General features: G+C 52.0%; 22 protein-coding genes. 7 read left to right on the top strand and 15 right to left on the bottom strand.

Annotated features, from left to right (window positions below; translation table 11 throughout):
• The first annotated feature begins 11 nt into the window (after positions 1 to 11).
• Positions 12 to 920 (top strand): 30S ribosomal protein S6--L-glutamate ligase, encoded by a 909-nt coding sequence (gene rimK, locus NF683_RS14200; protein WP_038483098.1) that lies wholly within the window; start codon positions 12 to 14, stop codon positions 918 to 920.
• A gap of 87 nt (positions 921 to 1,007) precedes the next feature.
• Entirely contained in the window at positions 1,008 to 1,454 is a 447-nt protein-coding gene (locus tag NF683_RS14195) for a hypothetical protein (RefSeq protein ID WP_089037664.1), read from the top strand.
• Between the two features lies 1 nt (position 1,455).
• On the opposite strand, the gene NF683_RS14190 is transcribed toward NF683_RS14195, so the two are convergent.
• The 10 genes from NF683_RS14190 to NF683_RS14145 all read right to left on the bottom strand — a co-directional run bounded on the left by NF683_RS14190 (position 1,456) and on the right by NF683_RS14145 (position 10,003).
• The gene (locus tag NF683_RS14190) at positions 1,456 to 2,229 is read right to left on the bottom strand and encodes a SanA/YdcF family protein (RefSeq protein WP_226912725.1); all 774 of its coding nucleotides are present in this window, start codon (positions 2,227 to 2,229) and stop codon (positions 1,456 to 1,458) included.
• A gap of 18 nt (positions 2,230 to 2,247) precedes the next feature.
• Complete coding sequence (gene sufT / locus NF683_RS14185) at positions 2,248 to 2,817, bottom strand: putative Fe-S cluster assembly protein SufT (protein ID WP_193059323.1); 570 nt, start codon at positions 2,815 to 2,817, stop codon at positions 2,248 to 2,250.
• A 22-nt stretch (positions 2,818 to 2,839) separates the two neighbouring features.
• Positions 2,840 to 4,105, bottom strand: a complete 1,266-nt coding sequence (locus tag NF683_RS14180) for an aminotransferase class V-fold PLP-dependent enzyme (protein WP_089037662.1) — start codon at positions 4,103 to 4,105, stop codon at positions 2,840 to 2,842.
• Between the two features lie 30 nt (positions 4,106 to 4,135).
• The gene (sufD, locus tag NF683_RS14175; protein WP_089037661.1) at positions 4,136 to 5,476 is read right to left on the bottom strand and encodes a Fe-S cluster assembly protein SufD; all 1,341 of its coding nucleotides are present in this window, start codon (positions 5,474 to 5,476) and stop codon (positions 4,136 to 4,138) included.
• Positions 5,473 to 6,222: a Fe-S cluster assembly ATPase SufC gene (gene sufC / locus NF683_RS14170; protein ID WP_089037660.1), complete on the bottom strand. Its 750-nt coding sequence runs from the start codon at positions 6,220 to 6,222 to the stop codon at positions 5,473 to 5,475. The genes sufD and sufC overlap by 4 nt, the downstream gene beginning before the upstream one ends.
• A gap of 69 nt (positions 6,223 to 6,291) precedes the next feature.
• A complete protein-coding gene (gene sufB, locus NF683_RS14165) occupies positions 6,292 to 7,734 on the bottom strand; it encodes a Fe-S cluster assembly protein SufB (protein ID WP_089037659.1) in 1,443 nt (480 codons plus the stop codon).
• A gap of 71 nt (positions 7,735 to 7,805) precedes the next feature.
• Positions 7,806 to 8,264, bottom strand: a complete 459-nt coding sequence (locus NF683_RS14160; RefSeq protein ID WP_083002775.1) for an SUF system Fe-S cluster assembly regulator — start codon at positions 8,262 to 8,264, stop codon at positions 7,806 to 7,808.
• Between the two features lie 279 nt (positions 8,265 to 8,543).
• Positions 8,544 to 8,885: a zinc ribbon domain-containing protein YjdM gene (locus NF683_RS14155; protein WP_089037658.1), complete on the bottom strand. Its 342-nt coding sequence runs from the start codon at positions 8,883 to 8,885 to the stop codon at positions 8,544 to 8,546.
• Between the two features lie 151 nt (positions 8,886 to 9,036).
• Positions 9,037 to 9,600, bottom strand: coding sequence for a hypothetical protein (locus NF683_RS14150; protein WP_089037657.1), 564 nt, complete (start codon positions 9,598 to 9,600; stop codon positions 9,037 to 9,039).
• Between the two features lie 28 nt (positions 9,601 to 9,628).
• Positions 9,629 to 10,003, bottom strand: a complete 375-nt coding sequence (locus NF683_RS14145; protein WP_089037656.1) for a thiol-disulfide oxidoreductase DCC family protein — start codon at positions 10,001 to 10,003, stop codon at positions 9,629 to 9,631.
• An 81-nt stretch (positions 10,004 to 10,084) separates the two neighbouring features.
• Between NF683_RS14145 and NF683_RS14140 the strand changes: the two genes are divergently transcribed.
• Positions 10,085 to 10,546, top strand: a complete 462-nt coding sequence (locus NF683_RS14140) for a flavodoxin family protein (protein WP_089037655.1) — start codon at positions 10,085 to 10,087, stop codon at positions 10,544 to 10,546.
• 60 nt (positions 10,547 to 10,606) lie between these two features.
• Here the strand turns inward: NF683_RS14140 and fadA are convergent, their stop codons facing one another.
• On the bottom strand, positions 10,607 to 11,785 hold the full coding sequence (fadA, locus tag NF683_RS14135; RefSeq protein ID WP_089037654.1) for an acetyl-CoA C-acyltransferase FadA: 1,179 nt from the start codon (positions 11,783 to 11,785) through the stop codon (positions 10,607 to 10,609).
• Positions 11,786 to 11,808: 23 nt separating this feature from the next.
• Positions 11,809 to 13,983, bottom strand: coding sequence for a fatty acid oxidation complex subunit alpha FadB (fadB, locus tag NF683_RS14130; RefSeq protein WP_089037653.1), 2,175 nt, complete (start codon positions 13,981 to 13,983; stop codon positions 11,809 to 11,811).
• Between the two features lie 271 nt (positions 13,984 to 14,254).
• On the opposite strand from fadB, the gene NF683_RS14125 reads away from it, so the two are divergent.
• Positions 14,255 to 15,412: a DUF5924 family protein gene (locus NF683_RS14125; protein ID WP_089037652.1), complete on the top strand. Its 1,158-nt coding sequence runs from the start codon at positions 14,255 to 14,257 to the stop codon at positions 15,410 to 15,412.
• A 71-nt stretch (positions 15,413 to 15,483) separates the two neighbouring features.
• Complete coding sequence (gene slyA / locus NF683_RS14120; protein WP_089037651.1) at positions 15,484 to 15,936, top strand: transcriptional regulator SlyA; 453 nt, start codon at positions 15,484 to 15,486, stop codon at positions 15,934 to 15,936.
• 8 nt (positions 15,937 to 15,944) lie between these two features.
• Here the strand turns inward: slyA and NF683_RS14115 are convergent, their stop codons facing one another.
• Positions 15,945 to 16,487, bottom strand: a complete 543-nt coding sequence (locus NF683_RS14115; protein WP_089037650.1) for a preprotein translocase subunit YajC — start codon at positions 16,485 to 16,487, stop codon at positions 15,945 to 15,947.
• Positions 16,488 to 16,666: 179 nt separating this feature from the next.
• Between NF683_RS14115 and NF683_RS14110 the strand changes: the two genes are divergently transcribed.
• A complete protein-coding gene (locus NF683_RS14110) occupies positions 16,667 to 17,119 on the top strand; it encodes a universal stress protein (protein WP_038483043.1) in 453 nt (150 codons plus the stop codon).
• A 50-nt stretch (positions 17,120 to 17,169) separates the two neighbouring features.
• On the opposite strand, the gene NF683_RS14105 is transcribed toward NF683_RS14110, so the two are convergent.
• Positions 17,170 to 19,089: an ATP-binding cassette domain-containing protein gene (locus NF683_RS14105; RefSeq protein ID WP_089037649.1), complete on the bottom strand. Its 1,920-nt coding sequence runs from the start codon at positions 19,087 to 19,089 to the stop codon at positions 17,170 to 17,172.
• Positions 19,090 to 19,242: 153 nt separating this feature from the next.
• Here NF683_RS14105 and NF683_RS14100 point away from each other — a divergent pair, with 153 nt between their 5' ends.
• A complete protein-coding gene (locus tag NF683_RS14100) occupies positions 19,243 to 20,256 on the top strand; it encodes an AraC family transcriptional regulator (RefSeq protein WP_089037648.1) in 1,014 nt (337 codons plus the stop codon).
• 3 nt (positions 20,257 to 20,259) lie between these two features.
• Here NF683_RS14100 and NF683_RS14095 read toward each other — a convergent pair whose 3' ends face one another.
• Positions 20,260 to 21,927 carry a fatty acid--CoA ligase gene (locus NF683_RS14095; RefSeq protein WP_089037647.1) on the bottom strand — a complete coding sequence of 556 codons (1,668 nt, stop codon included), beginning with the start codon at positions 21,925 to 21,927 and terminating at the stop codon, positions 20,260 to 20,262.
• Position 21,928 lies beyond the last annotated feature (1 nt).

Below are 21,928 nucleotides of genomic sequence, written 5' to 3'. Positions count from 1 at the left end.
CGGAGCCCTGCATGCATATTGCCCTGCTTTCGCGCAATCGCAATCTATATTCTACTCGCCGCCTTATTGAGGCCGCCGAGCAGCGTGGACACACCGCTCGCGTGGTCGACACGCTGCGCTGCTATATGAGCATCGCCTCCCACCATCCGTCGATTCATTATAAAGGCGCTGAAATCGAGCCCTTCGATGCCGTCATTCCTCGCATAGGGGCATCGGTTACCTTTTATGGCTGCGCCGTACTGCGTCAATTTGAAATGATGGGCACCTACGTTATAAATGATTCAGTAGCCATCACTCGTTCACGGGATAAGCTGCGCTCGCTACAGCTTCTCTCTAGGAAGGGGCTGGGCTTACCCATCACGGGTTTCGCCCACTCTCCTGATGACATTCCCGACCTTATTACCATGGTCAAGGGTGCTCCGCTGGTCATCAAGCTGCTGGAAGGTACACAAGGTATCGGCGTTGTACTTGCTGAAACCAACCAAGCAGCTGAGTCGGTTATTCAAGCGTTTATGGGCATGAAAACCAACATCATGGTGCAGGAGTACATTAAAGAGGCGCGCGGTGCCGATATTCGCTGTCTGGTGATTGGCGATAAAGTGGTTGCGTCGATGAAGCGTCAGGCAGCCGAAGGTGAGTTCCGTTCAAACCTGCATCGTGGGGGCACCGCCAGCGTCATCCGCATTACCCCCGAAGAGCGCTCAACGGCCATTCGAGCGGCAAAAGCCATGGGACTGCGCGTTGCAGGTGTCGACTTACTGCGCTCTAACCATGGACCGGTGATTATGGAGGTCAACTCATCACCTGGATTACAAGGTATTGAGAATGCAACAGGCAAAGATATCGCCAGCATGATCATCGAACACATCGAAAAAAATGCCATGCCAGTGCGTAAAGCGCCACCCAAGCCTAAAGGCTAAGGCTTAATGCAAAAATAATCCGCATTAGGGGTGGCAAATTAGCGCTGCCACCCCCACAATCTGCGTCACCGAAGGAGGTAGACGCTCATGTTTCTCGACAATCGCCAAGTGGCGATGGACAGCGTGCTGGAAGCGCTGGCCGATAGCATTGATTATTTCCAGGATAATATCGAACGCCTGAGACCCACGCTGCGTGATGCACTGAAACCGCACTATACCGAGCGGTTAAACCAGATGCGTAAACTTCAGGAACTGGCCCGTGCGCACTTAAAAATGCTGCCTCGAGATGCTGACGTTGAGCGTGACGACTTTTTATGGCTATGGAGCCGTTTAAAAAGCTTTGTGGGCAACGATAGTCAGGTATTAATCAATGAGCTGTTGGAACAAGAGCGCGTACTGATGCAGGCCCTTTCAACGCTATTCACTCACCCCCTGCCCGACCCCATTGAGCCGGTAGTGGAAGAGTGCATGCAAGGTTGCCGCAAGCTAATACGCGAATTGTATAGCTTACAAAAGCGCAAAACGCATCGCTAGCCTATTGATCACCCGCCGCCTGCTCATGTGACGTCTCCGCCGACCTCACAAAGTAGTGGTAAATATCAAGGCCAACAGGGAGGCGAGACACTTCGCCGACGTTGCTACTAGCGTTTAATTCGATAGGTTCTGGAGAGCCTAGAAAGTAAGGCTCTCTTCCCCAAATATATAGATCACCTAACGTAGCGACCCGCGCCACCCATTCGCGCATTTTCAACCGCCACTCCCCGGCAGCAGATTTCTCTTCCGCCACACAGCCAGTTACATCCATTCCTAATGCGCGACCAATAAAAACCGCACGGGGAAGATGCCAGCTCTGAGTAACCAGCAACGCCTTATCTAACTGAAAGACATCTCTAGCGCGCGCAAGCGTGTCATAGGTACTGAACCCAGCAAAATCCATGGTGAGCTGGTCTGCTGGCACACCGCGACGATAAAGATCACGCCACATGGCGCGAGGCTCGTTATAGGCTTGAGTACGATTATCCCCAGAGATCAATAAATGACTGACCCGCTGATCGGCAATCAGGCGCGCTGAGGTTCGCATACGGGCGTTAAAGTGTGGGTTGCGAAAGCCGCTGCGTGTCCAGTTAGAGGTCCCAAATACGATCGCCACATCGGTTGGGCGGCACTCCGCAAAGCTGTCATCAATATAGCGTGCCGTACTGGCAACCACCCAAAAATTACCAACTATAAACAGCAATGTCGCCAACAGCATAAGTGCTCCTAGCGACATCAAAAAACGTTTTATGTAACGTAATAGCAAGCTGTGCATCCAGCTCCCCATCAGGGGTTAAAACATGCCGAGCTCAAGCTTGGCTTCGTCGCTCATCATGTCACGGCTCCAGGGCGGGCTGAAGACAATTTCAGTATGCACCTTGTTAATCTGAGGCGCACCTAGGATTTTATTTCGCGCATCCGCCGCAATGACATCGCCCATTCCACAGCCTGGTGCGGTCAGCGTCATACGAATAGTGACCATCCGCTCGCCACTGATCAAGCGCTCAAGACGGCAACCATAGACCAACCCTAGATCAACAATATTAACCGGTATTTCGGGATCGAAGCAGGTACGCAACTGCTCCCAGACAAACTGTTCAATTTCTTCATCGCTGGCACTTTCAGGCAGCGTTGGGCGAGGCAATGGCTCGAGCCCCAAGGCATCCAAATTACGCCCTTCAATAAGATAAAGCCGCCCTTCATAGCCAACACTTACCGAGCTGCCCTTCGCCTGCATCACGCTGACAACGCTGTCTTCGGCCAGTGTCTCCGTTTTGCCAAACGGAATAGCAATGGCGTCAACATCACGCTGAAGCGGCAGTTTTTGACCACGTTCAAGGCTGGCCACTTGCTCAATATCCATAACGGTCCTTAAATGACGGCCTTTAACGTACCATTCCAATCACACGCTTTAGCGCTGCAACAAACGTATCTATCTCTTGAAGCGTATTATACGCTGCAAATGATGCACGACATGTGGCATCTACGCCAAAATGATGTAGCAATGGTTGCGCGCAGTGATGCCCAGTACGAATAGCGACGCCTAGCTGATCAATCAGCAGCCCAATGTCCTGGGAATGGGCGCCTTCGACCACAAACGACAGCACGCCAGCTTTATGCGGCGCTGTGCCAAGTATGCGCAAGCCATCTATCTGGCTCACCTCTGCAGTGGCATGTTCCAGCAGTACGGCTTCCCAAGCACCAATCGCCTCCACGCCTACGCCTTCTAGCCACTCAATAGCGCGCCCCAAAGCAATCACCTCCGCAATCGCGGGAGTGCCAGCCTCGAATTTATGCGGAAGCGCCGCAAAGGTGGTGCCGACGTCAAAAGAGACCGTTTTAATCATCTCGCCACCACCCTGCCAAGGCGGCATCGCATCTAATAAGGTCTGCTTACCGTACAGCACGCCAACGCCAGTAGGGCCATAAATTTTATGCCCAGAGAACGCATAGAAATCAGCATCAATATCCTGAACATCAACCTGCTGGTGCGGTGTTGCCTGAGCACCATCGACCAGGATAAGCGCACCGTGCTGATGGGCAAGCGTTGCCATCTCTTTCACTGGGTTAATGGTGCCCAACGCATTAGAGACATGATTGACTGCCACTAGTTTAGTGCGCTCATTGAGCAGCGCGCGGTACGCCGTCATGTCTAGCGCCCCATTAGCCTCAACGGGAATGACTTTAATGGTAAAGCCGATTTCAGCCGCCAATAGCTGCCAAGGGACAATATTGGAGTGATGCTCCAACATTGAAATTAGCACTTCATCGCCCGCAGCCAGCTGGGAGCGCCCCCAACTTTGAACCACTAGATTGATTGCTTCAGTCGTGCCCCGCGTGAAGATAATCTGGCGTGCATCTTCCGCATTGAGAAACGCCTTAACGCGATGCCGTGTGGCTTCAAACGCTGCTGTCGCCTCATCTGACAAGGTGTGCAGCCCCCGGTGGATATTGGCGTTATAGCGCGAGTAATAGTCGCTGAATACGTCAATAACCTGCTGGGGCGTTTGGCTTGTCGCGGCATTATCTAGATATACCAACGGCTTTCCGTGCACTTCCCGTTTTAGTATCGGGAAGTCGTTGCGCAGCGCCTCAACATCAAACGCTGCAGGGGCGAGCACGGAGGGTTTCTCAATCACGCTATGGGGCATCGATGACTCCTTGGCTAGTCGTTGAGTGCGTTAGTCGTTGAGCGCAGCCGCTGCTTCTACCAATCCAGCGAGATTGAAGCGTTCCGGCAGCTTGCCCGCTACCGCCAACTCCACCCGCTCAGCAATCACATCTAGCGCGACCTGTTCAAGCACCTCGCCAGCAAATGCAAGCGTTAACAAGCCTCGCGCTGTCGCTTTGTCGATGCCGCGGGTACGCAACGCGTAGATCGCGTCTTCATCCAACTGCCCCGTGGTGGTGCCATGAGAACACTTCACGTCATCAGCATAAATTTCAAGCTCAGGCTTGGCATCAATATGCGCGCGATCGGAAAGCAATAAGTTTTGGTTACTTTGGAAACCTTCGATCTTCTGGCTATCGCGCTTAACGTACACTTTACCGTTAAAGACGCCGTGGGCACGGTCATCCAAAATGCCTTTGTAGTTCTCGTTCGAGAACGTCAGCGGCGCATTGTGATTAACCTTGGTGTGGTTATCCACGTGCTGGCGACCCTGACCAAAGAACAGGCCATAGAAGTTGGTTTCCGCGCCTTGGCCGTTTAAATCACTAATCAGGTCGTTGCGTACCAGCGCACCGCCCAAATTCAGATTGTAGGAGCTGTAGCGGCTGTCTCGGCCCTGTTCAACATGAATACTGGCGACATGCAGATCACCCAAGGGCGCTTCTTGCAATTTGTAGTGATTCAGAATCGCACCGCGATCCAGCATCAGCTCTGCAACCACGTTGGTGAAGTTGGCCGCATCGGCTTCACCGATATAGTGCTCAATTAACGTTGCTTCACTGCGCCCTGCTGCTTCAACCAAAATACGCGGATGGCACATTACTGGCGTGCCCGCGCGGGACAGAAACTGCAGTAGGATGGGTTTTTCCACCACGCTACCCGGTGCAATGCGCACCACAGCACCCTCTTCCATAAACGCGGTGTTGAGCGCGGCGAACGGGGAGAAATCTACTCCCGTTAAGCGCCCCAGCGGCCCACCCACGGCTTCATGGTTATCAGCCAGAGCCTTAGAGAGCGGCATTACCTGAACGTTACTCGGCAGTGCTTCTAAGTCCGACAATGCGGCTGAGAAAACACCATCCACGAAGGTCAGTCGGTACGCATCCAACGGCAGCGTAAGCGCGGCTGCTTGTGCCTGGGAAAAGTCCGCAGTCTCAGCCAGCGCAAAGTTGCCCTGGGCAATCGTACGTACGTCAGTATATTTCCACTCTTCATCGCGGCGAGTTGGAAACCCCATGGCTTCAAAGCGGGCAGCTCCCGCTTGGCGGCGGGCCGCGATCCAAGTTGGCTCAACTCCGCGCTGTTGGCTACGCGCTTTCAGCGTGTCCAAAAACGTTTGCGTATCGCTCATGCCACAGACTCCTCAATGCCTTCATAGCCGTTGGCTTCCAGCTCTTTAGCAAGCTCAGCGTCGCCGCTCTTCACAATACGACCGTCGACTAAGACGTGCACTTTATCCGGTACGATATAGTCAAGCAGACGCTGATAGTGAGTGACCAGCAGAATGGCTCGCTCTTCAGCCCGCAGACTGTTAACGCCATCGGCAACGACTTTCATCGCGTCGATATCGAGACCAGAGTCAATTTCATCAAGCATGGCAAGCTTTGGCTGAAGCACCAGCATCTGAAGAATTTCGTTGCGCTTTTTCTCACCGCCAGAGAAACCTTCATTGACGGCACGCTGCAGGAAACTGGCATCCATCTTCATAAAGCCCAGCTTCTCTTTGACGAGCTTCATAAACTCAGGAGCGGGCATTTCTGCTTCACCACGTGCGGCACGCTGTGCATTAAGCGCCGATTTGAGCAGATAGATATTTTTCACCCCTGGAATTTCCACTGGGTATTGGAAACCTAGTAGCAAGCCCGCTTGAGCGCGCTCTTCAATTTCCATTTCCAGCACGTCCTGCCCCTCAAAGGTAACGCTACCCTGGGTCACTTCGTAGCCATCTTTACCGGCAATCACTGCCGACAATGTGGATTTACCCGCGCCGTTCGGGCCCATAATGGCATGCACTTCACCGGCATTGATGGTGAGCGTTAAACCTTTCAAAATTTCTTTGCCGTCGACGGTGACGTGTAAATCTTTAACTTGCAACATAGTCATAACCTTTTAAATTCTTGCGGGACGCTTGCGCGTCTCCCATAAAATAAGTCGGGGCCGAAGTGGTTAACCCACTGCGCCTTCAAGCGTCACACTTAGAAGCGCTTCGGCTTCTACCGCGAATTCCATCGGCAGCTCTTGGAAAACGTCTTTACAGAAGCCGTTAACAATCATGCTGACCGCATCTTCTTCAGAAATCCCACGGCTTTGGCAGTAGAACAGCTGATCTTCACCGATCTTCGACGTGGTGGCTTCGTGCTCAATTGTGGCGGTGCTGTTGCCAATTTCTTGATAAGGAAAGGTATGGGCACCGCACTTGTCGCCAATTAACAACGAATCACACTGAGTGAAATTACGTGCCCCTTTGGCACGAGGGCCAATTTTGACCAAGCCACGGTAAGATTGATCGCTCTTACCTGCCGAAATGCCTTTGGCAACAATATAGGAACGGGTACCTTCGCCAATGTGAATCATTTTGGTGCCAGTATCCGCTTGCTGACGGCCGTTAGTCACCGCCACGGAGTAGAACTCACCGATACTGTCTTTGCCACGCAAAACACAAGAAGGATATTTCCAGGTGATCGCCGAACCGGTTTCTACCTGTGTCCAACTGATGCGCGAACGCTCACCGCGACAATCGCCACGTTTGGTAACGAAGTTGTAAATCCCGCCCTTGCCGTTCTCATCACCGGGATACCAGTTCTGAACGGTGGAATACTTAATGTAGGCATCATCCAGCGCAACGAGTTCTACCACAGCCGCGTGAAGCTGGTTTTCATCACGCATTGGCGCCGTACAGCCTTCCAAGTAAGACACCTGAGCACGACTCTCGCAGATAATCAGAGTGCGCTCGAACTGGCCAGTGTTGGCCGCATTAATCCGGAAGTAGGTCGACAGTTCCATAGGGCAAGTCACGCCTTCAGGAACAAACACAAACGACCCATCGGTAAATACAGCCGAGTTTAGTGCGGCAAAATAGTTATCAGCCACCGGAACGACCGTACCGAGATACTGTTTGATGAGGTCTGGGTAATCGCGAATAGCTTCAGAAATTGAGCAGAAAATAACGCCCGCTTCGCCTAGCTGTTTTTTAAACGTGGTTGCCACGGAAACAGAGTCAAATACAGCGTCGACGGCCACACCGGCAAGCGCCGCACGCTCATGCAAAGGAATACCAAGCTTTTCATATGTTTCAAGAAGCTTAGGATCAACTTCATCCAGGCTCTGAGGGCGATCTTCCGGGCGCTTGGGCGCACTGAAATAAGAGATCGATTGATAATCAATGGGCGGATAATCAAGATGCGCCCAGGACGGCTCTTTCATCTTCAACCACTGACGGTATGCATCTAGGCGCCACTCCAGCATCCATTCCGGCTCGCCTTTCTTATTAGAGATAAAGGCAATGGTGTTTTCATCAAGGCCAGGTGGCAGGGTGTCGCTTTCAATATCGGTTATAAAACCATCTTTGTATTCGCGACGAACCAACTGTTCCATTTCTTCGCTTGCCATGGTGATACCCTCCGGGCAGTTGGGTGGCGAGCCTAGCTCGCCGTCAATAGGGTTAGTCTATGTTGCATTGCCTAAGCAGATGCCAGGCTAATGCTTTGAATCGGTAGCTGTACGGGTAGCTTGATTGGCGTCGTATCGGCCAAGTGCGCCAGCGTAACGCTTTCCAGTAACGTGCGAATCGCCAGTGAGACTCGCTGCCAGTTATCAGCGACACCGCAGGTAGCCGCCAGATCACACTCACCCTCCGCTTGGCTACACTCGGTCATTGCCACCGGCCCTTCAATTGCAGCAATAATATCGGCAGCCGTAATATGCGACGCTGGTCGCGCCAGTCGATAACCACCCTGGACACCGCGCTGTGACTCCAGAAGGCCGGCTTTCACCAGCATCTTGAGCGTCTTACTAACAGTCGGATGTGGTAGCTGCACTGCATCTGCTAAATCAGCCGCCGCATGCGATGCCTGTGGATGGCGAGCAATTTGCGCCATCACGACAGCGGCATAATCTGTCAGCCGAGAAAGCTTGAGCATGTTGACTCCCATTCGCCGTTACAGTTGGCTTACCCGTTAATGGGTACCATTTTAGTCCTGTATAAATTTGATGTGAAGCCCTAGAGCAAAATCGTTATCAATTTGTGCAAAATAACAGCACGTTCGGCTCTGATAGCATCAAAAACAACAATCATTATCATTTGAAAAAACTATCGATGCGCTAAACGAAAAAAACCTGCGAGGATTTCGCAGGTTTTTTTAAAAGAGCAGCACCTTGTGGTGAAGGCGCTATGCCTTTAAGTACTATGTCTTTGCGTACTAGGCTTTTTTGACGAACTCTGACTTAAGCTTCATGGGCCCAATACCGTCGACCTTACAATCAATATCGTGATCACCATCGACTAAACGGATATTTTTAACCTTAGTGCCTACCTTAACCACCAGTGAACTGCCTTTGACCTTGAGGTCTTTAATGACAGTGACGCTGTCACCATCTGCCAGCATATTGCCGTTAGCATCACGAATACCAGAGTCAGCTTCTTCAGCGCCCTCTTCTGCTACTTTTGACCATTCGTTGCCGCATTCCGGGCAGACATACTGAATCCCATCATCGTAGGTAAACTCAGAGGCACAGGCAGGACAATTGGGTAGATCACTCATGATAGGCTCCAACGCATCAGGCTAATACACAGGACTTAGTCATACACAGAACTTAGTCATTCACAGAACTTAGAAAGCGATGGAGCCTACACGGCTTGAGCACAATACTCCAGTTGGATACGCCAATTTGCGCTATCAATACAGCGCATTACTACTCACCTAGCTGTGCTGAATGCCGCTGCCACCAGTGACGCGCGATGCGCACATTTTCAGCATTTGCCGTCGCATCTAACACGGTGGGCAACTGTATATAGTCACCTCGAGTTCTTGCCATCAATAGCGGATCCTGGGTGGCAAGCTGAAGCGCATACAGGGCTAACATCAACTCATAGTCATCGGTTGTATTGAGGCGCGTAAACAGCAAAGGCACAGCGGGCAAGCCAATTTCTCCTAACCGCTCTGCCGCAATATACCAAGTTCGGGGATTGTCTTGTCCGCCGTACTGCGAGACAAACCGCCTGTCTGCCAATCGGCTAACATAGTAGGCCGCCTTCTCTTCCGGGCTGGTTAACAGCGGCGGCACCCAGTCGGTTACTTGGCGGCTAGTTACGTAGCCTGGCTGCGCCGCTCCTGAAGATACCTGAGCCACGCCAGGTGAAACCTTCTGAGCAACGGCAGCATCAGGTGCTTGAGAGGAGGTTGGCTGACCAGCGCATCCCGCTAACATAGTAAACATTGCGAATGCTGGCACTAACCATTGAAGACGCTGCTTCATGATAAATTCCCTATATCAATATCCATACTTATTCAGACCAACGCCCTTCCCGCTTTAGGCGCTTTCTCACCCAGCGATCATAATACCAGCGTAACGCTTTTTTGATCCCTGGCAGGCCAATAAGCCATGCGATTGGCACAAGCAGAGGAATACGCATCATCAGCAAACGGTAGGCATCAATACCTTCGATAAGCGTGCCATCAGCTTTTTCGATATGCAGCGAGCGTAAAGCAGTTTCTGGTGTTACCCCTTTTTCACGCAATCGTTGCTGATGCTCAGTCACATCACACCAGTTAATCCCGTTACCATGCTTGCCAGCCCAACGCTCAAAAAGACGTCGATCCTTCCGACAAACAGGGCAAACAGCATCGTAGAAAACATTGATAGAGGCATTATCAGACATATAGGCTCTCATCGTAGTCGTACTTAGCAGTGTGACACTTTGCGCTTACTACGCAAATTTCCAGTTAACAGGGGCACTACAATGAAACAGCTATTAATCGTTGCCCATGCTCCATCAGTTAATACACGCACTCTGCGTGATGCCGCTAAGCGGGGCGCAAGCCAAGACGTTGTTGAGCAGGTTGCCTGCATAGTAAAAACGCCTTTCGAGGCTGGTCCCGATGATATTCGCGCCTGCGATGGCATCTTGCTGGGCACGACAGAAAACCTGGGCTACATGAGCGGTGCACTTAAGGATTTTTTTGATCGCAGCTACTACAGCATATTGGAAGAGAAACAAGGGCTTCCATGCGCTCTCTATATTCGCGCTGGACACGACGGCACCGGCACCCGGCGTGCAGTAGAAAGCATTGTGACAGGACTACGTTGGCGCTGGGTCCAGGAACCACTAACGTTACGTGGTCAATGGCAGGACACTTTTGCCGACCAAGTAGAAGAGCTAGGCCTTTACATGGCAGCGGGACTGGATAACGGTTTATTTTAATGCCGCTCTGAACGCAAAAACGGCACCGCATGGGTGCCGTTTTGTGGGTAAACGCGGTGTTTATTTGAGTCGTTCAAACACCGTCGCAACCCCTTGCCCCATGCCGATACACATAGTGGCAAGGCCGAGAGTAGTATCGCGCTGCTGCATAACGTTAAGTAGCGTCGTACAGATGCGCGAGCCCGAACAGCCCAGCGGGTGGCCTAGCGCAATGGCACCACCGTTGAGGTTTACTTTTTCATCCATGGCATCTAGGAAGCCTAGATCTTTCAAAACGGGCAGACCTTGTGCAGCGAACGCTTCGTTAAGCTCAACCGTTTGAATATCGGCTGCCGACAAGCCAGCGGCTTTCAGCGCTTTTTTAGACGCAGGCACTGGGCCGTAACCCATGATAGAGGCATCACAACCTGCAACACCTGTTGAAAGCACTTTTGCAATCGGCTCAAGCCCCAGCGCCTGAGCGCGCTCGTAGCTCATAACAGCCATTGCCGAAGCCCCTACCGACAATGCAGATGACGTGCCCGCAGTAACGGTACCGTTGCGAGGATCAAATACCGGCTTGAGGCTGGCCATTGACTCGATACTCGCCTCAGGACGAATCACTTCATCGTTCTTGAACAGAATTTTAAAACCGCGCTGATCGTGGCCTTCAACACCAATGATTTCGTTATCGAAGTAGCCTTTTTCCATCGCGGCCTGGGCACGCTGGTGGGAGCGCACGCCAAACTTATCCTGGTCTTCACGAGAAATACCGTGCATTTTGCCCAGCAGTTCAGCGGTCAGCCCCATCATCATGGCGGCTTTTGCGGCGTATTTACTGGCAGCGGGGTTAACATCAACACCGTGAGCCATGGGCACGTGCTCCATGTGCTCGACCCCACCAATCACGTAAAAGTCGCCCATGCCTGCTTTAATGTTGGCCGCAGCAATATGTAGTGCCGTCATCGAGGAACCACACAGACGGTTAACAGTTTGCGCAGGCACCGAGCGTGGAATACCGGTCATGATTGCCGCATTACGCGCAATGTTCATGGACTGCTCGAGCGTCTGGTTAACACAGCCCCAGATAACATCATCAACTTCGGACGGGTCTAAATTCGCGTTACGATCAAACAGCGCCTGCATGACGGCTGCTGACAGGTTCTCAGCGCGCACATTGCGGAATGCACCATGTTTAGCTTTCGCCATGGCGGTACGTACACCGTCAACCACCACGATATCTCTTGGGTTCAAACTCATCTTATATCTCCTTTGCGTGGTGGTTAGGCCTGAGAGCCAGCATAAAATTGCTCGTTATTTTGAGCCATCTGACGCAGCTTCTCAGTGGGCGCGTAAAGCGGGCCTAACTCTTCCGCAAGGTTTTCGGCTAGCTTCACGAATTCGGCAACACCCATCGCGTCAATGTAGCGCAGTGCGCCACCGCGGAAGGGAGGGAAACCGATGCCGTAGATTAATGCCATATCGGCTTCAGCGGGAGTTTCCACGATGCCATCTTCAAGGCAACGAACAGTTTCCAGACAAAGCGGTACCATCATGCGAGCGATAATGTCTTCATCAGAAAACTCTTTCTGCTCTTTCACGACGTCTTTCACCAGCGCGTAGGCTTGTTCGTCGGTAACTTTCTTAGGCTTGCCTTTCTTATCTTCTTCATAGGCATAGAAGCCTTTATCGTTCTTCTGGCCCAGACGCTTATTGTCGTACATCACCTGAATAGCGGTTTTGCCGTCACGCGCCATGCGATCCGGGAAGCCTTCCGCCATCACTTCGTTAGCGTGTACCGCTGTATCTAGCCCCACTACGTCTAGCAGGTAAGCAGGACCCATGGGCCAGCCAAATTTTTCCATCACTTTGTCAACGCGTTGGAAATCAGCGCCCTGCTCTACCAGGAAGCTAAAGCCACCAAAATAGGGGAACAGTACGCGGTTGACCAAAAAGCCGGGGCAGTCATTCACAACAATCGGGGTTTTGCCCATTGCACGAGCGTAGGCAACTGTGGCGGCCACCGCTGCATCTGACGTCTTCTCGCCACGAATAACTTCCACCAGCGGCATACGATGCACAGGGTTAAAAAAGTGCATGCCGCAGAAGTTTTCTGGACGCTTAAGGTTTTTGGCTAGGCGGTTGATAGAAATCGTCGAGGTGTTGGAGGTAAGGATGGTATTTTCGCTCACCATGCCTTCCACTTCGGTCAGCACGGCGTCCTTGACCTTGGGATTTTCAACGACAGCTTCAACCACTAGATCAACATTGCCGAAATCACCGTAAGAAAGCGTGGGGCGAATGTTGGTCAGCTTTTCAGCCATCTGCTCAGTCGTCAGCTTTTTACGCTCTACCTGCTTAGCAAATAGCTTACGCGCCTCTTTCAGACCCAGCTCAATCGCCTCATCGTTAATATCTTTCATTATGATGGACGTGCCTTTGCTGGCACTCTGATAGGCGATACCACCGCCCATAATGCCAGCACCCAGCACAGCGGTCTGCTTAACGGGCTGCGACTGCTTCTCGTATTTGCTACCTTTTTTCTTCACAACTTGATCGTTAAGGAACAAGCCAACCAAGTTAAAGGCAACGCTACTGAGTGCTAGCTTGGCAAATGCTTTTGCTTCAATCGCCTGGGCGCGGGCACGGGTCTCGCCAGCGCCTTTCTGAATCACCTTAATCGACGCTACCGGCGCAGGATAGTGAGGGCCAGCCTTGCCAGCGACAAACCCTTTGGCAGTTTCAAACGCCATCATTTGCTCAATGGCATTAAGATTAAGCGGTGCTTTCTTCTCTTCACGGCGCGCCTGGTAATCTAAATCACCGGCATTGGCACGGTCTAGAATGTCCAGCGCGGCTTCTTCAAGCAGCTCGTGAGTAACGACAGCATCGACTGCGCCGACTTTAAGTGCTGCGTTAGCACGATTTTCAGTGCCGCCAGCAATCCACTCAATGGCGTTATCCGCACCAATCAAGCGGGGTAAACGTACACATCCCCCCCAACCTGGCAGAATGCCTAGCTTGGTTTCAGGCAAGCCAATTTTGGCTTTCTCGCTCATTACTCGGAAATCGGTGGTCAACAGTACTTCGCAGCCGCCACCCAGTGCCAAGCCATTAATGGCCGTCACGGTTGGAAAAGGCAGGTCTTCAATCGCATTGAAGATGTCGTGAACCTTAAGGTTCATCTCGACGAGATACTCTTCGCCTTTGTCAAAAAGGCTGTGAAATTCGGTGATGTCAGCGCCGACAATAAACGCATCTTTGCCGCTGCTAATCATCAACCCCTGTAGGCCGCTTTCAGCTTGAAGCGCTTTTACTGCCTCGCCCAACTCTGCCACAACAGCACTGGACAGCTTATTAACGGACTCATCTTTCAGATCGAAAGTGAGCTTAGCGATGTCATTGCCACCTTGGGTGTCACGACGCTCCACCGTGATGGCATTGCCTTGATAGATCATCCGCGCTCTCTCCACAAGTTCGGGCTGGCACCTTTAATCGGACCTGCCACGCATTTCATACGGTCGTTTGATTGCGTAAGCTTGGTTGAGATAATGAGGAACGTCAAGCCCTGACTTTTGGCTAATGCGCTTATCTCTCAAGTGCACTTACACAAATCAACTTACAGCAGGCCCACATTTTTTGCGCTTTTTATAGACAGGATAGGGAACGCATCGACTTTACTGACGAATCCAACGATCATGCTGTTTTCATTTATGAGCCAACAACGCCATGGGTAGTTTCTTTACTCCCGCCCGTATTACGGCACTACAAGCACGGGTTGAACGTACCGTCGAACGCTTAAAACCCTGGAGCTGGCTGTGGCCACCTATCGCGTTTGGCGCCGGGCTAGGTAGTTTTTTTCTGGTGGACCGCCAACAGTGGCTAGGAGCGGTATTAGCGCTGGGACTTCTTTTTGCCTGGCTGCTATTGCTTTCTGAGAGCCTCATCGGGCGCTGGCTTGCTAAACGCGGCCATCCCACCTTGCCCCGCGGTGTTACTACCTTTATCGCCCAAATGATTCACCAGGAAACACTTTTCTTTACGTTGCCATTTATCCTGGTTACAACCGTGTGGAACAGCGGGCAGACACTATTTGCGCTGTTAGTGATCGCAATGGCAATACTGTCGATCATAGATCCGCTCTATTACAAACTCGCTGGGCGCTGGCGAAGCCTCTATTTTATCTTTCATGCCCAATGTGTCTTTTTAGTGGTACTGGTTATTCTGCCTATCATGCTGCAGCTGACGACTGGCCAAAGTTTGATCCTTGCGCTAGTGATCACCATATTGGTAGCGCTGCCCAGTTTTTGGCACTTACTTAAAAAACGCTCGTTAACGCGCTGGTGCGGATTCTTTGTGCTCACTATCGTGCTGGCCTATGCGGCTTGGCTCGGCAAAATATGGGTACCTCCTGCCAGCTTATGGATGACAAACAGTGCACTTTCTCCAGCGCTAGATATTCAGAGCCGCGAGCCGCAGGGAGCCATGGCGCTTACGCCAGACGCAATTCGTTCTACCGGCCTTTACGTTTACACCGCCATTCGGGCACCGCGTGGATTAAGCGAGACAATTCATCATGCATGGCACCACAACGGCGAATTGTTAGATGAAGTAGAACTTGCTATCAACGGTGGACGGGAGCAGGGCTATCGTGCCTGGAGCCATAAGCAAAACTTCCCAGAAGCACCGTCGGGAGAGTGGCGTATCGACATTATGACCGCCAGCGGACAACGGCTGGGGCTGATCCGGTTTACTGTTTCGGAAGATTTGGAAAAAGCCACGATAGCGGATAGCAAAATCCAACCTAGCGGCTTGAGTGCGCTAAATTTGCGGCGCTTTATACCCGGAAACAACAATTCTGAAAACGATCTGTCAACGGACGAATAACATAACGCCTTGCATTCAGCGGCGCAGCTTATGACAATTCGCCTACTTACATTTTTCGGTAGCTGTTTACTATGGCTTCAACAATTGGTTTTCGCATTGCACGTCTGCCCCACTTGTGGCGCTCTATTCTTGATCGAAGGCTGGCACCCTTGGGGTTAACACAAACACGCTGGGTGACGCTTTACCATTTATGGAAGTTAGGTGAAGGCAACCCACAGTGTGATTTAGCAAGGGTGATTGGCGTAGAAGCGCCCTCATTAGTCAGAACCCTTGGACAACTTGAGGAGCAAGGGCTGGTTGAGCGACGGGCCTGCGATAATGATCGCCGAAGCAAACGACTCTATCTGACGCCAGCGGCAATGCCGCTACTTGAACAAATCGACAGCGTCGTCCTGGAGGCACGCAAAGAGATGCTGGCGGGCCTAAGTGACAGTGACCTAGATCAGTTAGACAAGTGGCTAGCGCTAATAGAGTCCAATGGTATGGCGATTCAGTTAAGAGACCAAGACAGTCCCACGGCGTAAGACGCCCATCACTGCCCTGCTGTTTCGCCAGCCCCGTTTAGCGGCTTTGCAGCAGGGCGGTCTGACAATCCGCTAAGCGCCTTTCTTAGCGTCTGAAAATCTTCTCCATAGATAGCAAAACGCTCTGCAGTTTGTGACTCCCACCACCATAGTGTTAACGCCGTCGCGTTTGATTCGACCACCAAAGCATCTTGTGGAAGGCGCTCTAGCAGGGCTTTCAAAGTAGCGCTTGCCTCTTCTGGCAATGGCCGTAATGGTGCAATGCGCCAACGCCACCCGGCATGATAAAGCTCCAGCGCTTCACTTGCGTTCGATTCACGCACTAACACAAAATCAGGCCCTGGCGCGTGATGGGAAAAATACCACCGATAGGCGGGCATCGTGCCTCGAAAATTATGCAACGGGGGCTTCTCCATCTTGATCACTACCCCGTGCTTCTTGGCGGCACTCAAACGCAGCGCCATATGGCGCTTCTGCCGCGGGCTGGGCTTAAGCCACATTACCGGTGCGATAACAAACAGCGATATAAAAATAATAATAAGCCACTCCATCTAACCACTTCTCCTAGTCGCAAATACTGGCCATCAGCATGGATGTTAAAATTAGTCATACTATCGGGTTAACTTAAAAAAGCATGACATAGATCGTTGTTAAGATGGCACTTGAAGCCTAAAGTAAAGGTCATCTAACAAAGCGTTCTCTTTGTTAATTATCACGAAGGAGATAAGCCATGAGCTATCACCACATTTTAGTAGCCGTTGATTTAACTAAAGACTCCCATAAAATCTTGGAGCGTGCGGTCGCGATTGCCGCTCGCAATGACGACGCCAAGATTTCGATCATGCATACCCTTGAGCCATTGGGCTTCGCTTACGGTGGTGACATTCCGATGGATCTCACCAGCATTCAAGACCAGCTGGATGACCACGCGAAGAAGCGGCTGACTGAGATTGCCGCCCCTCACGTCGAGCCTGCTGATCAACATGTCGTCGTCGGCATGCCAGACACGGAAATTCATCGTTTTGCAGAAGAGCACAATGTCGACCTGATCGTTGTTGGCTCGCATGGGCGCCATGGCTTTGCCCTGCTGCTAGGCTCCACGTCTACCGGCGTACTTCACGGCGCGCAGTGCGACGTTTTGGCCGTTCGGGTCGGCAAAAAAGGTGAAGAGAGCGACGAGTAACTCGTGTAGAAAGGCACCCATTGGGTGCCTTTACTCATTCGCTGCTGGTGTCAGTCACCGCTGGCCATCGCCTCAAGCTCCATCCAACGCTCCATTGCCGTTTCAAGCGTTTGCTGTACGTTCTCTAACGCTTGCAATTTTGCTGTGACGGCACTGGCTTCTTGCTGATAGAAAGCGGGGTCGCCAATCTCTTGCTCTAACGCCTCTACTTCATTCTCAAGGCGCTCAATCTCCGCAGGTAACGCATCTAACTCCCGCTGCACTTTGTAAGAGAGCTTAACGGTTTTTTTAACAGGCTCAGCAACCGGCTTCTCTGGCGCTTTTTCAACTGCAATGCTGGTCGGTTCAGTGTTCTGGCGGGCAGCGCCTTCCCACGGAGCAGGTGGCAGTTTACCTCCTTGGCGAATCCAATCCGTGTAGCCACCCACGTATTCACGCACAACCCCCTCACCTTCAAAAGCCAGCATGCTGGTCACGACGTTATCCATAAATGTCCGGTCGTGAGAGACCAGGAGCAGCGTGCCATCAAAGTCCAGCAGCAGCTCTTCAAGCAGTTCCAGGGTTTCCATATCCAGGTCGTTGGTAGGCTCATCCAACACCAATACGTTGGCAGGTTGAGTAAACAGCTTGGCTAACAACAGACGGTTGGATTCGCCGCCAGAAAGGGCTTTCACCGGCTGTCGAACACGATCTGGCGTGAATAGGAAATCCTGAAGGTAGCTCATCACGTGACGATCTTTTCCACCAACGGTTACCCGATCGCTGCCTTGGGCGACGTTGTCGTAGACGGTTTTTTCCAGCTCTAAACCGGCACGTAATTGATCGAAATAAGCGACCTTTAAATTGGTCCCCAACTGAACACTACCTTCTGTTGGAGCAAGCTCGCCTAGCAAGATTTTCAGCAGCGTTGTTTTACCTGCACCGTTGCGACCAAGGAAACCAATGCGGTCGCCGCGCATCACTTCAAGATTTACATCACGCAGAATGACATCATTACCAAAGCGCTGTGTTACGCCTTTCAGCTCGACTACCCGCTTACCAGTACGCTCGCCGCTGTCGACAGTGAGGTTGGCAGTCCCCTGACGTTCACGTCGCTGGCTACGCTCCAAACGCATCTGCTCAAGCTCACGCACACGCCCTTCGTTGCGTGTACGCCGCGCTTTGACGCCTTGACGAATCCAGACTTCTTCTTGGGCCAGTTTTTTATCGAAAAGCGCATTTTCCCGCGCTTCTACTTCTAGCTCGTGCTGCTTACGCTCTTGATACTCGGCATAGTTACCGGGATAACGACCAAGCTTGCCTCGGTCTAGCTCAAGAATCGTGGTGGCCAGCTTAGATAAAAAGGCACGGTCGTGGGTAATCAGTAATACCGCGCCGTTGAAGGCCAGCAGTTGCTCTTCCAACCAAGCAATCGTGTCTAGATCAAGATGGTTGGTAGGCTCGTCAAGAAGCAGCAAGTCCGGCTCAGAAACCAAGGCACGCGCCAACGCAACACGGCGGCGCCAGCCACCGGAAAGCGCGCTCATTTCAGCTTCAGGGGGTAACCCTAAACGAGTGAGTACGACGTCAATGCTCTGATGGAAAGACCAGCCGTCGATAGCCTCGATGCGGGTTTGCAGCTTGGCCATGCGATTCATGTCGGGGTCTGGATCATTGATCAGGTGCTGGTATTCAGAAAGCAATTCCCCCGCTTCCGGCAGCCCCTGAGCAACCATGTCAAAAATCGTCATGCCTGAGGATTCAGGTAGCTCCTGGGACAATACGCCAATCTTCAAGCCCGGCGCACGCCAAATGGAACCATCATCGGCATGAATATCGCCCGCGACTAGTTTTAATAGCGTTGATTTACCGGTGCCGTTGCGCCCGACCAGCGCCAGCCGCTCGCCTTTTTCAACCGTTAGGTCGGCGCGGTTAAGCAGTACTTGGGTGCCGTAAGCGAGTTGCAGCTGTTCGAGTCGTAACAAGGTCACGCAGTGTCCTCCTTCATCATGAGGCGCACAGTGTAACGCATGCGCTCGCGTTAAGGAGAGCCCTTATAGAGCCAAACGACACATCGTGCTAACGTCCCACCATCACGTGATAATAACAAGGTAGCGCCAAGCTACTCGTTTAGGGCTGACATCGTGACCGTTACCGTCTCAATGCACTTTGTGAACGAACTACTGTGTGGCTTACCCGCCACTGATCATTCCCCTGTCCGCTATCTGGAGCTTGCTGGAATTTCTCCCTTTCTACTCAGCGCACCGAACGGCCGAGTCACTGTTGAGCAGTTTGCCGAACTTTACCGCCTCCTCGCCCTTGAGATAGATGATGAGACGCCATGCTTTTTCTCCAGGCCGCTACGCTGTGGAACGCTAAAGCTGCTGTGCTTGAGCTTGCTAGATGCGCCTACGCTGCATGTTGCGCTTCACCGCTATACGCAGTTTTTTCGGATTCTCTTGGATGATTTCGGCTACGACTTTACTATTGAAGGCGACTTTGCTCGGATGGCGCTTGAAGAACGCGCCCCGCTTCACGGCAGTCGAATATTGATTCATGAATTGATGTTGAAACTGTTTCACGGTATCGCCTCCTGGATGATCGCACGCAAAATTCCACCTATCCTGATGGAGTGCGGCTACGCCCAACCCGCTCACAGTGCTGACTATCTCTACTTCTATCCCGGCAAGCTAAAATTTGATCAACCGCAAACAGCTGTTTACTTTGATAAGGTGTTTCTAAACCACCCCATACGCCAAACGAAACAGCATCTTGGCGCATTTCTACAACGCGCACCGGCTGACTGGTTCTACGTCTCTTTTGAAGATCGTTTGATTACTCATCGCGTTCGCGAACATCTTAGCCGTCACTTACCCACCTCATGCACGGTTCAGCATGTGGCCGACGCGTTACATATGTCCGTGCGCACACTCTCAAGGCACCTGAAACTTGAAGGTACCCATTTCCAGGCGGTTAAAGACGAATACCGTCGCGACTATGCTATTCAAGCACTCACTCGCAGCACACAGCCACTGACAGCCATCGCAGAAAAACTAGGATTTGAAGACCTTGCTTGTCTTAGCCGAGCGTTTAAACAGTGGACGGGGAATTCACCCGCCGCTTACCGCAAGGCGCAAACGGCGGGCATAAAACGCTAGCGTTTATATCTCAGTGCGAATGCGCTTTTTATCCAGCTTACCCACACTGGTTTTAGGAATTTCATCTACGAAACGAATCAGCGATGGAATACCCCAGCGATTAATGCTGCCCTGTTCGACGAACTGCTCCATAAACGCCTGTACCTCTTCTGCCGTGGGCGGGTTATTGACGTCGCTGGGAACAACCAGCGCTGCTGGACGCTCACCCCATTTATCATCCGTAACGCCAATGACCGCCACCTCAGCGACACCTGGACATTGGCTGATATAGCTTTCCAGCTCAAGTGAAGAGAGCCACTCTCCACCGGTTTTGATGACATCTTTAATACGGTCGCTAATGGCCAAGAAACCATGCTCATCAATCGAGCCAACATCACCGGTATGCAGCCATCCATCCCGCCAAAGCTCTTCACTGCGTTTCTCTTCTTTGTAGTACGCCTGGGTTAACCAGGGTGCCTGGGCACGCACTTCACCAACACTGACGCCATCATGGGGTAACGGCTCTCCATTGGCATCAACCACCTGCAATTTCACTAGGGGCACGGGTAAACCAGCTTTACACCGCCAGGGAAGCTGCGTTTCAAAATCAGCCTCGGCAACATCCTGAGGTAAAATATCAGCGGTTAGCAGCGGGCAGGTTTCTGACATGCCGTAGGCACTACGTGTATCAATGCCGAGTGACCAAGCACGGCTAGCCAGGGCTTGGGTTAGCGCACTGCCGCCGACAAGCACCTTCCAACCGGTTAAATCAATTTTTTTCGATGCGATAGCGTCAGCGCTCACCACCATATTTAACAGCGTTGGCACGCAGTGGGAGAAATCGACCTTTTCGTTCACCAACAGTTTGACCAACATTTCCGGCTCATAGCGGCCAGGGTACACCTGGGTCGCTCCCATCAACGTGGCGGTGTAAGGCACGCCCCAGGCATGCACATGGAACATCGGCGTGATGGGCATGTAGACCTTGTCACGGTTGAGCAGCTCAAAACCCGGTGCTTGGAAGGTACTGGCTTCGCCTAGTGTGTGTAGGACTAATTGGCGATGGGTAAAAAACACCCCTTTCGGATTGCCGGTGGTGCCCGTGGTGTAGAACAGCGTAGCCACTGCATTTTCATCAAAAATAGGGAACTCGTAATGAGTTGGCTGCTCACTTAACAACGCCTCAAACTCACCCACTAATGGCAGCGACGTGCTGACGGTGCTTTGTGTTTCTTGACTCGCCGCTTCTTGGCAAAGTAGGTAACCGCGTATATTAGGTAGTTGATCAGCCAGCGGCTCCAGTAGCGGTACGAAATCCTCATGTACCAGCACAAAGACGTCTTCAGCGTGCTCCATCGTGTAGTGAATTTGCTCAGGCGCCAAACGTACATTGACGGTGTGTAGCACGGCACCAATCATGGGAATGGCAAAAAAGCACTCTAAATAACGATGGCTGTCCCAGTCCAGCACCGCCACCACATCACCCGCCTGAACGCCCTGTGCTGTTAGCGTATGGGCAAGCTGGTGTACCCGCTCACGAAAACGTTGATAGTCATGACGGCTCTGGTCTCGATAAACAATCTGGTTGTTCCCCGCCATTCGAACACCTGACTCCAGCAAGTCGCTAATTAACAGCGGCAAGCTAGTCGCAGAGGGCGTAGAAGGAAGTATTTTTGGCGTTATCGTAGACATA

The sequence above is a fragment of the Halomonas sp. MS1 genome (assembly GCF_024182575.1).
In the GTDB taxonomy this organism is placed as follows: Bacteria; Pseudomonadota; Gammaproteobacteria; order Pseudomonadales; family Halomonadaceae; genus Vreelandella.
This window is presented reverse-complemented; position numbering and strand designations above follow the sequence as displayed.

What these genes read in the sequence shown, in the direction of transcription:
- rimK (WP_038483098.1), top strand. Translation starts at nt 12, where the DNA reads ATGCATATTGCCCTGCTTTCGCGCAATCGCAATCTATATTCTACTCGC.
- NF683_RS14195 (WP_089037664.1), top strand. Translation starts at nt 1,008, where the DNA reads ATGTTTCTCGACAATCGCCAAGTGGCGATGGACAGCGTGCTGGAAGCG.
- NF683_RS14190 (WP_226912725.1), bottom strand. Translation starts at nt 2,229, where the DNA reads ATGCACAGCTTGCTATTACGTTACATAAAACGTTTTTTGATGTCGCTA.
- sufT (WP_193059323.1), bottom strand. Translation starts at nt 2,817, where the DNA reads ATGGATATTGAGCAAGTGGCCAGCCTTGAACGTGGTCAAAAACTGCCG.
- NF683_RS14180 (WP_089037662.1), bottom strand. Translation starts at nt 4,105, where the DNA reads ATGCCCCATAGCGTGATTGAGAAACCCTCCGTGCTCGCCCCTGCAGCG.
- sufD (WP_089037661.1), bottom strand. Translation starts at nt 5,476, where the DNA reads ATGAGCGATACGCAAACGTTTTTGGACACGCTGAAAGCGCGTAGCCAA.
- sufC (WP_089037660.1), bottom strand. Translation starts at nt 6,222, where the DNA reads ATGTTGCAAGTTAAAGATTTACACGTCACCGTCGACGGCAAAGAAATT.
- sufB (WP_089037659.1), bottom strand. Translation starts at nt 7,734, where the DNA reads ATGGCAAGCGAAGAAATGGAACAGTTGGTTCGTCGCGAATACAAAGAT.
- NF683_RS14160 (WP_083002775.1), bottom strand. Translation starts at nt 8,264, where the DNA reads ATGCTCAAGCTTTCTCGGCTGACAGATTATGCCGCTGTCGTGATGGCG.
- NF683_RS14155 (WP_089037658.1), bottom strand. Translation starts at nt 8,885, where the DNA reads ATGAGTGATCTACCCAATTGTCCTGCCTGTGCCTCTGAGTTTACCTAC.
- NF683_RS14150 (WP_089037657.1), bottom strand. Translation starts at nt 9,600, where the DNA reads ATGAAGCAGCGTCTTCAATGGTTAGTGCCAGCATTCGCAATGTTTACT.
- NF683_RS14145 (WP_089037656.1), bottom strand. Translation starts at nt 10,003, where the DNA reads ATGTCTGATAATGCCTCTATCAATGTTTTCTACGATGCTGTTTGCCCT.
- NF683_RS14140 (WP_089037655.1), top strand. Translation starts at nt 10,085, where the DNA reads ATGAAACAGCTATTAATCGTTGCCCATGCTCCATCAGTTAATACACGC.
- fadA (WP_089037654.1), bottom strand. Translation starts at nt 11,785, where the DNA reads ATGAGTTTGAACCCAAGAGATATCGTGGTGGTTGACGGTGTACGTACC.
- fadB (WP_089037653.1), bottom strand. Translation starts at nt 13,983, where the DNA reads ATGATCTATCAAGGCAATGCCATCACGGTGGAGCGTCGTGACACCCAA.
- NF683_RS14125 (WP_089037652.1), top strand. Translation starts at nt 14,255, where the DNA reads ATGGGTAGTTTCTTTACTCCCGCCCGTATTACGGCACTACAAGCACGG.
- slyA (WP_089037651.1), top strand. Translation starts at nt 15,484, where the DNA reads ATGGCTTCAACAATTGGTTTTCGCATTGCACGTCTGCCCCACTTGTGG.
- NF683_RS14115 (WP_089037650.1), bottom strand. Translation starts at nt 16,487, where the DNA reads ATGGAGTGGCTTATTATTATTTTTATATCGCTGTTTGTTATCGCACCG.
- NF683_RS14110 (WP_038483043.1), top strand. Translation starts at nt 16,667, where the DNA reads ATGAGCTATCACCACATTTTAGTAGCCGTTGATTTAACTAAAGACTCC.
- NF683_RS14095 (WP_089037647.1), bottom strand. Translation starts at nt 21,927, where the DNA reads ATGTCTACGATAACGCCAAAAATACTTCCTTCTACGCCCTCTGCGACT.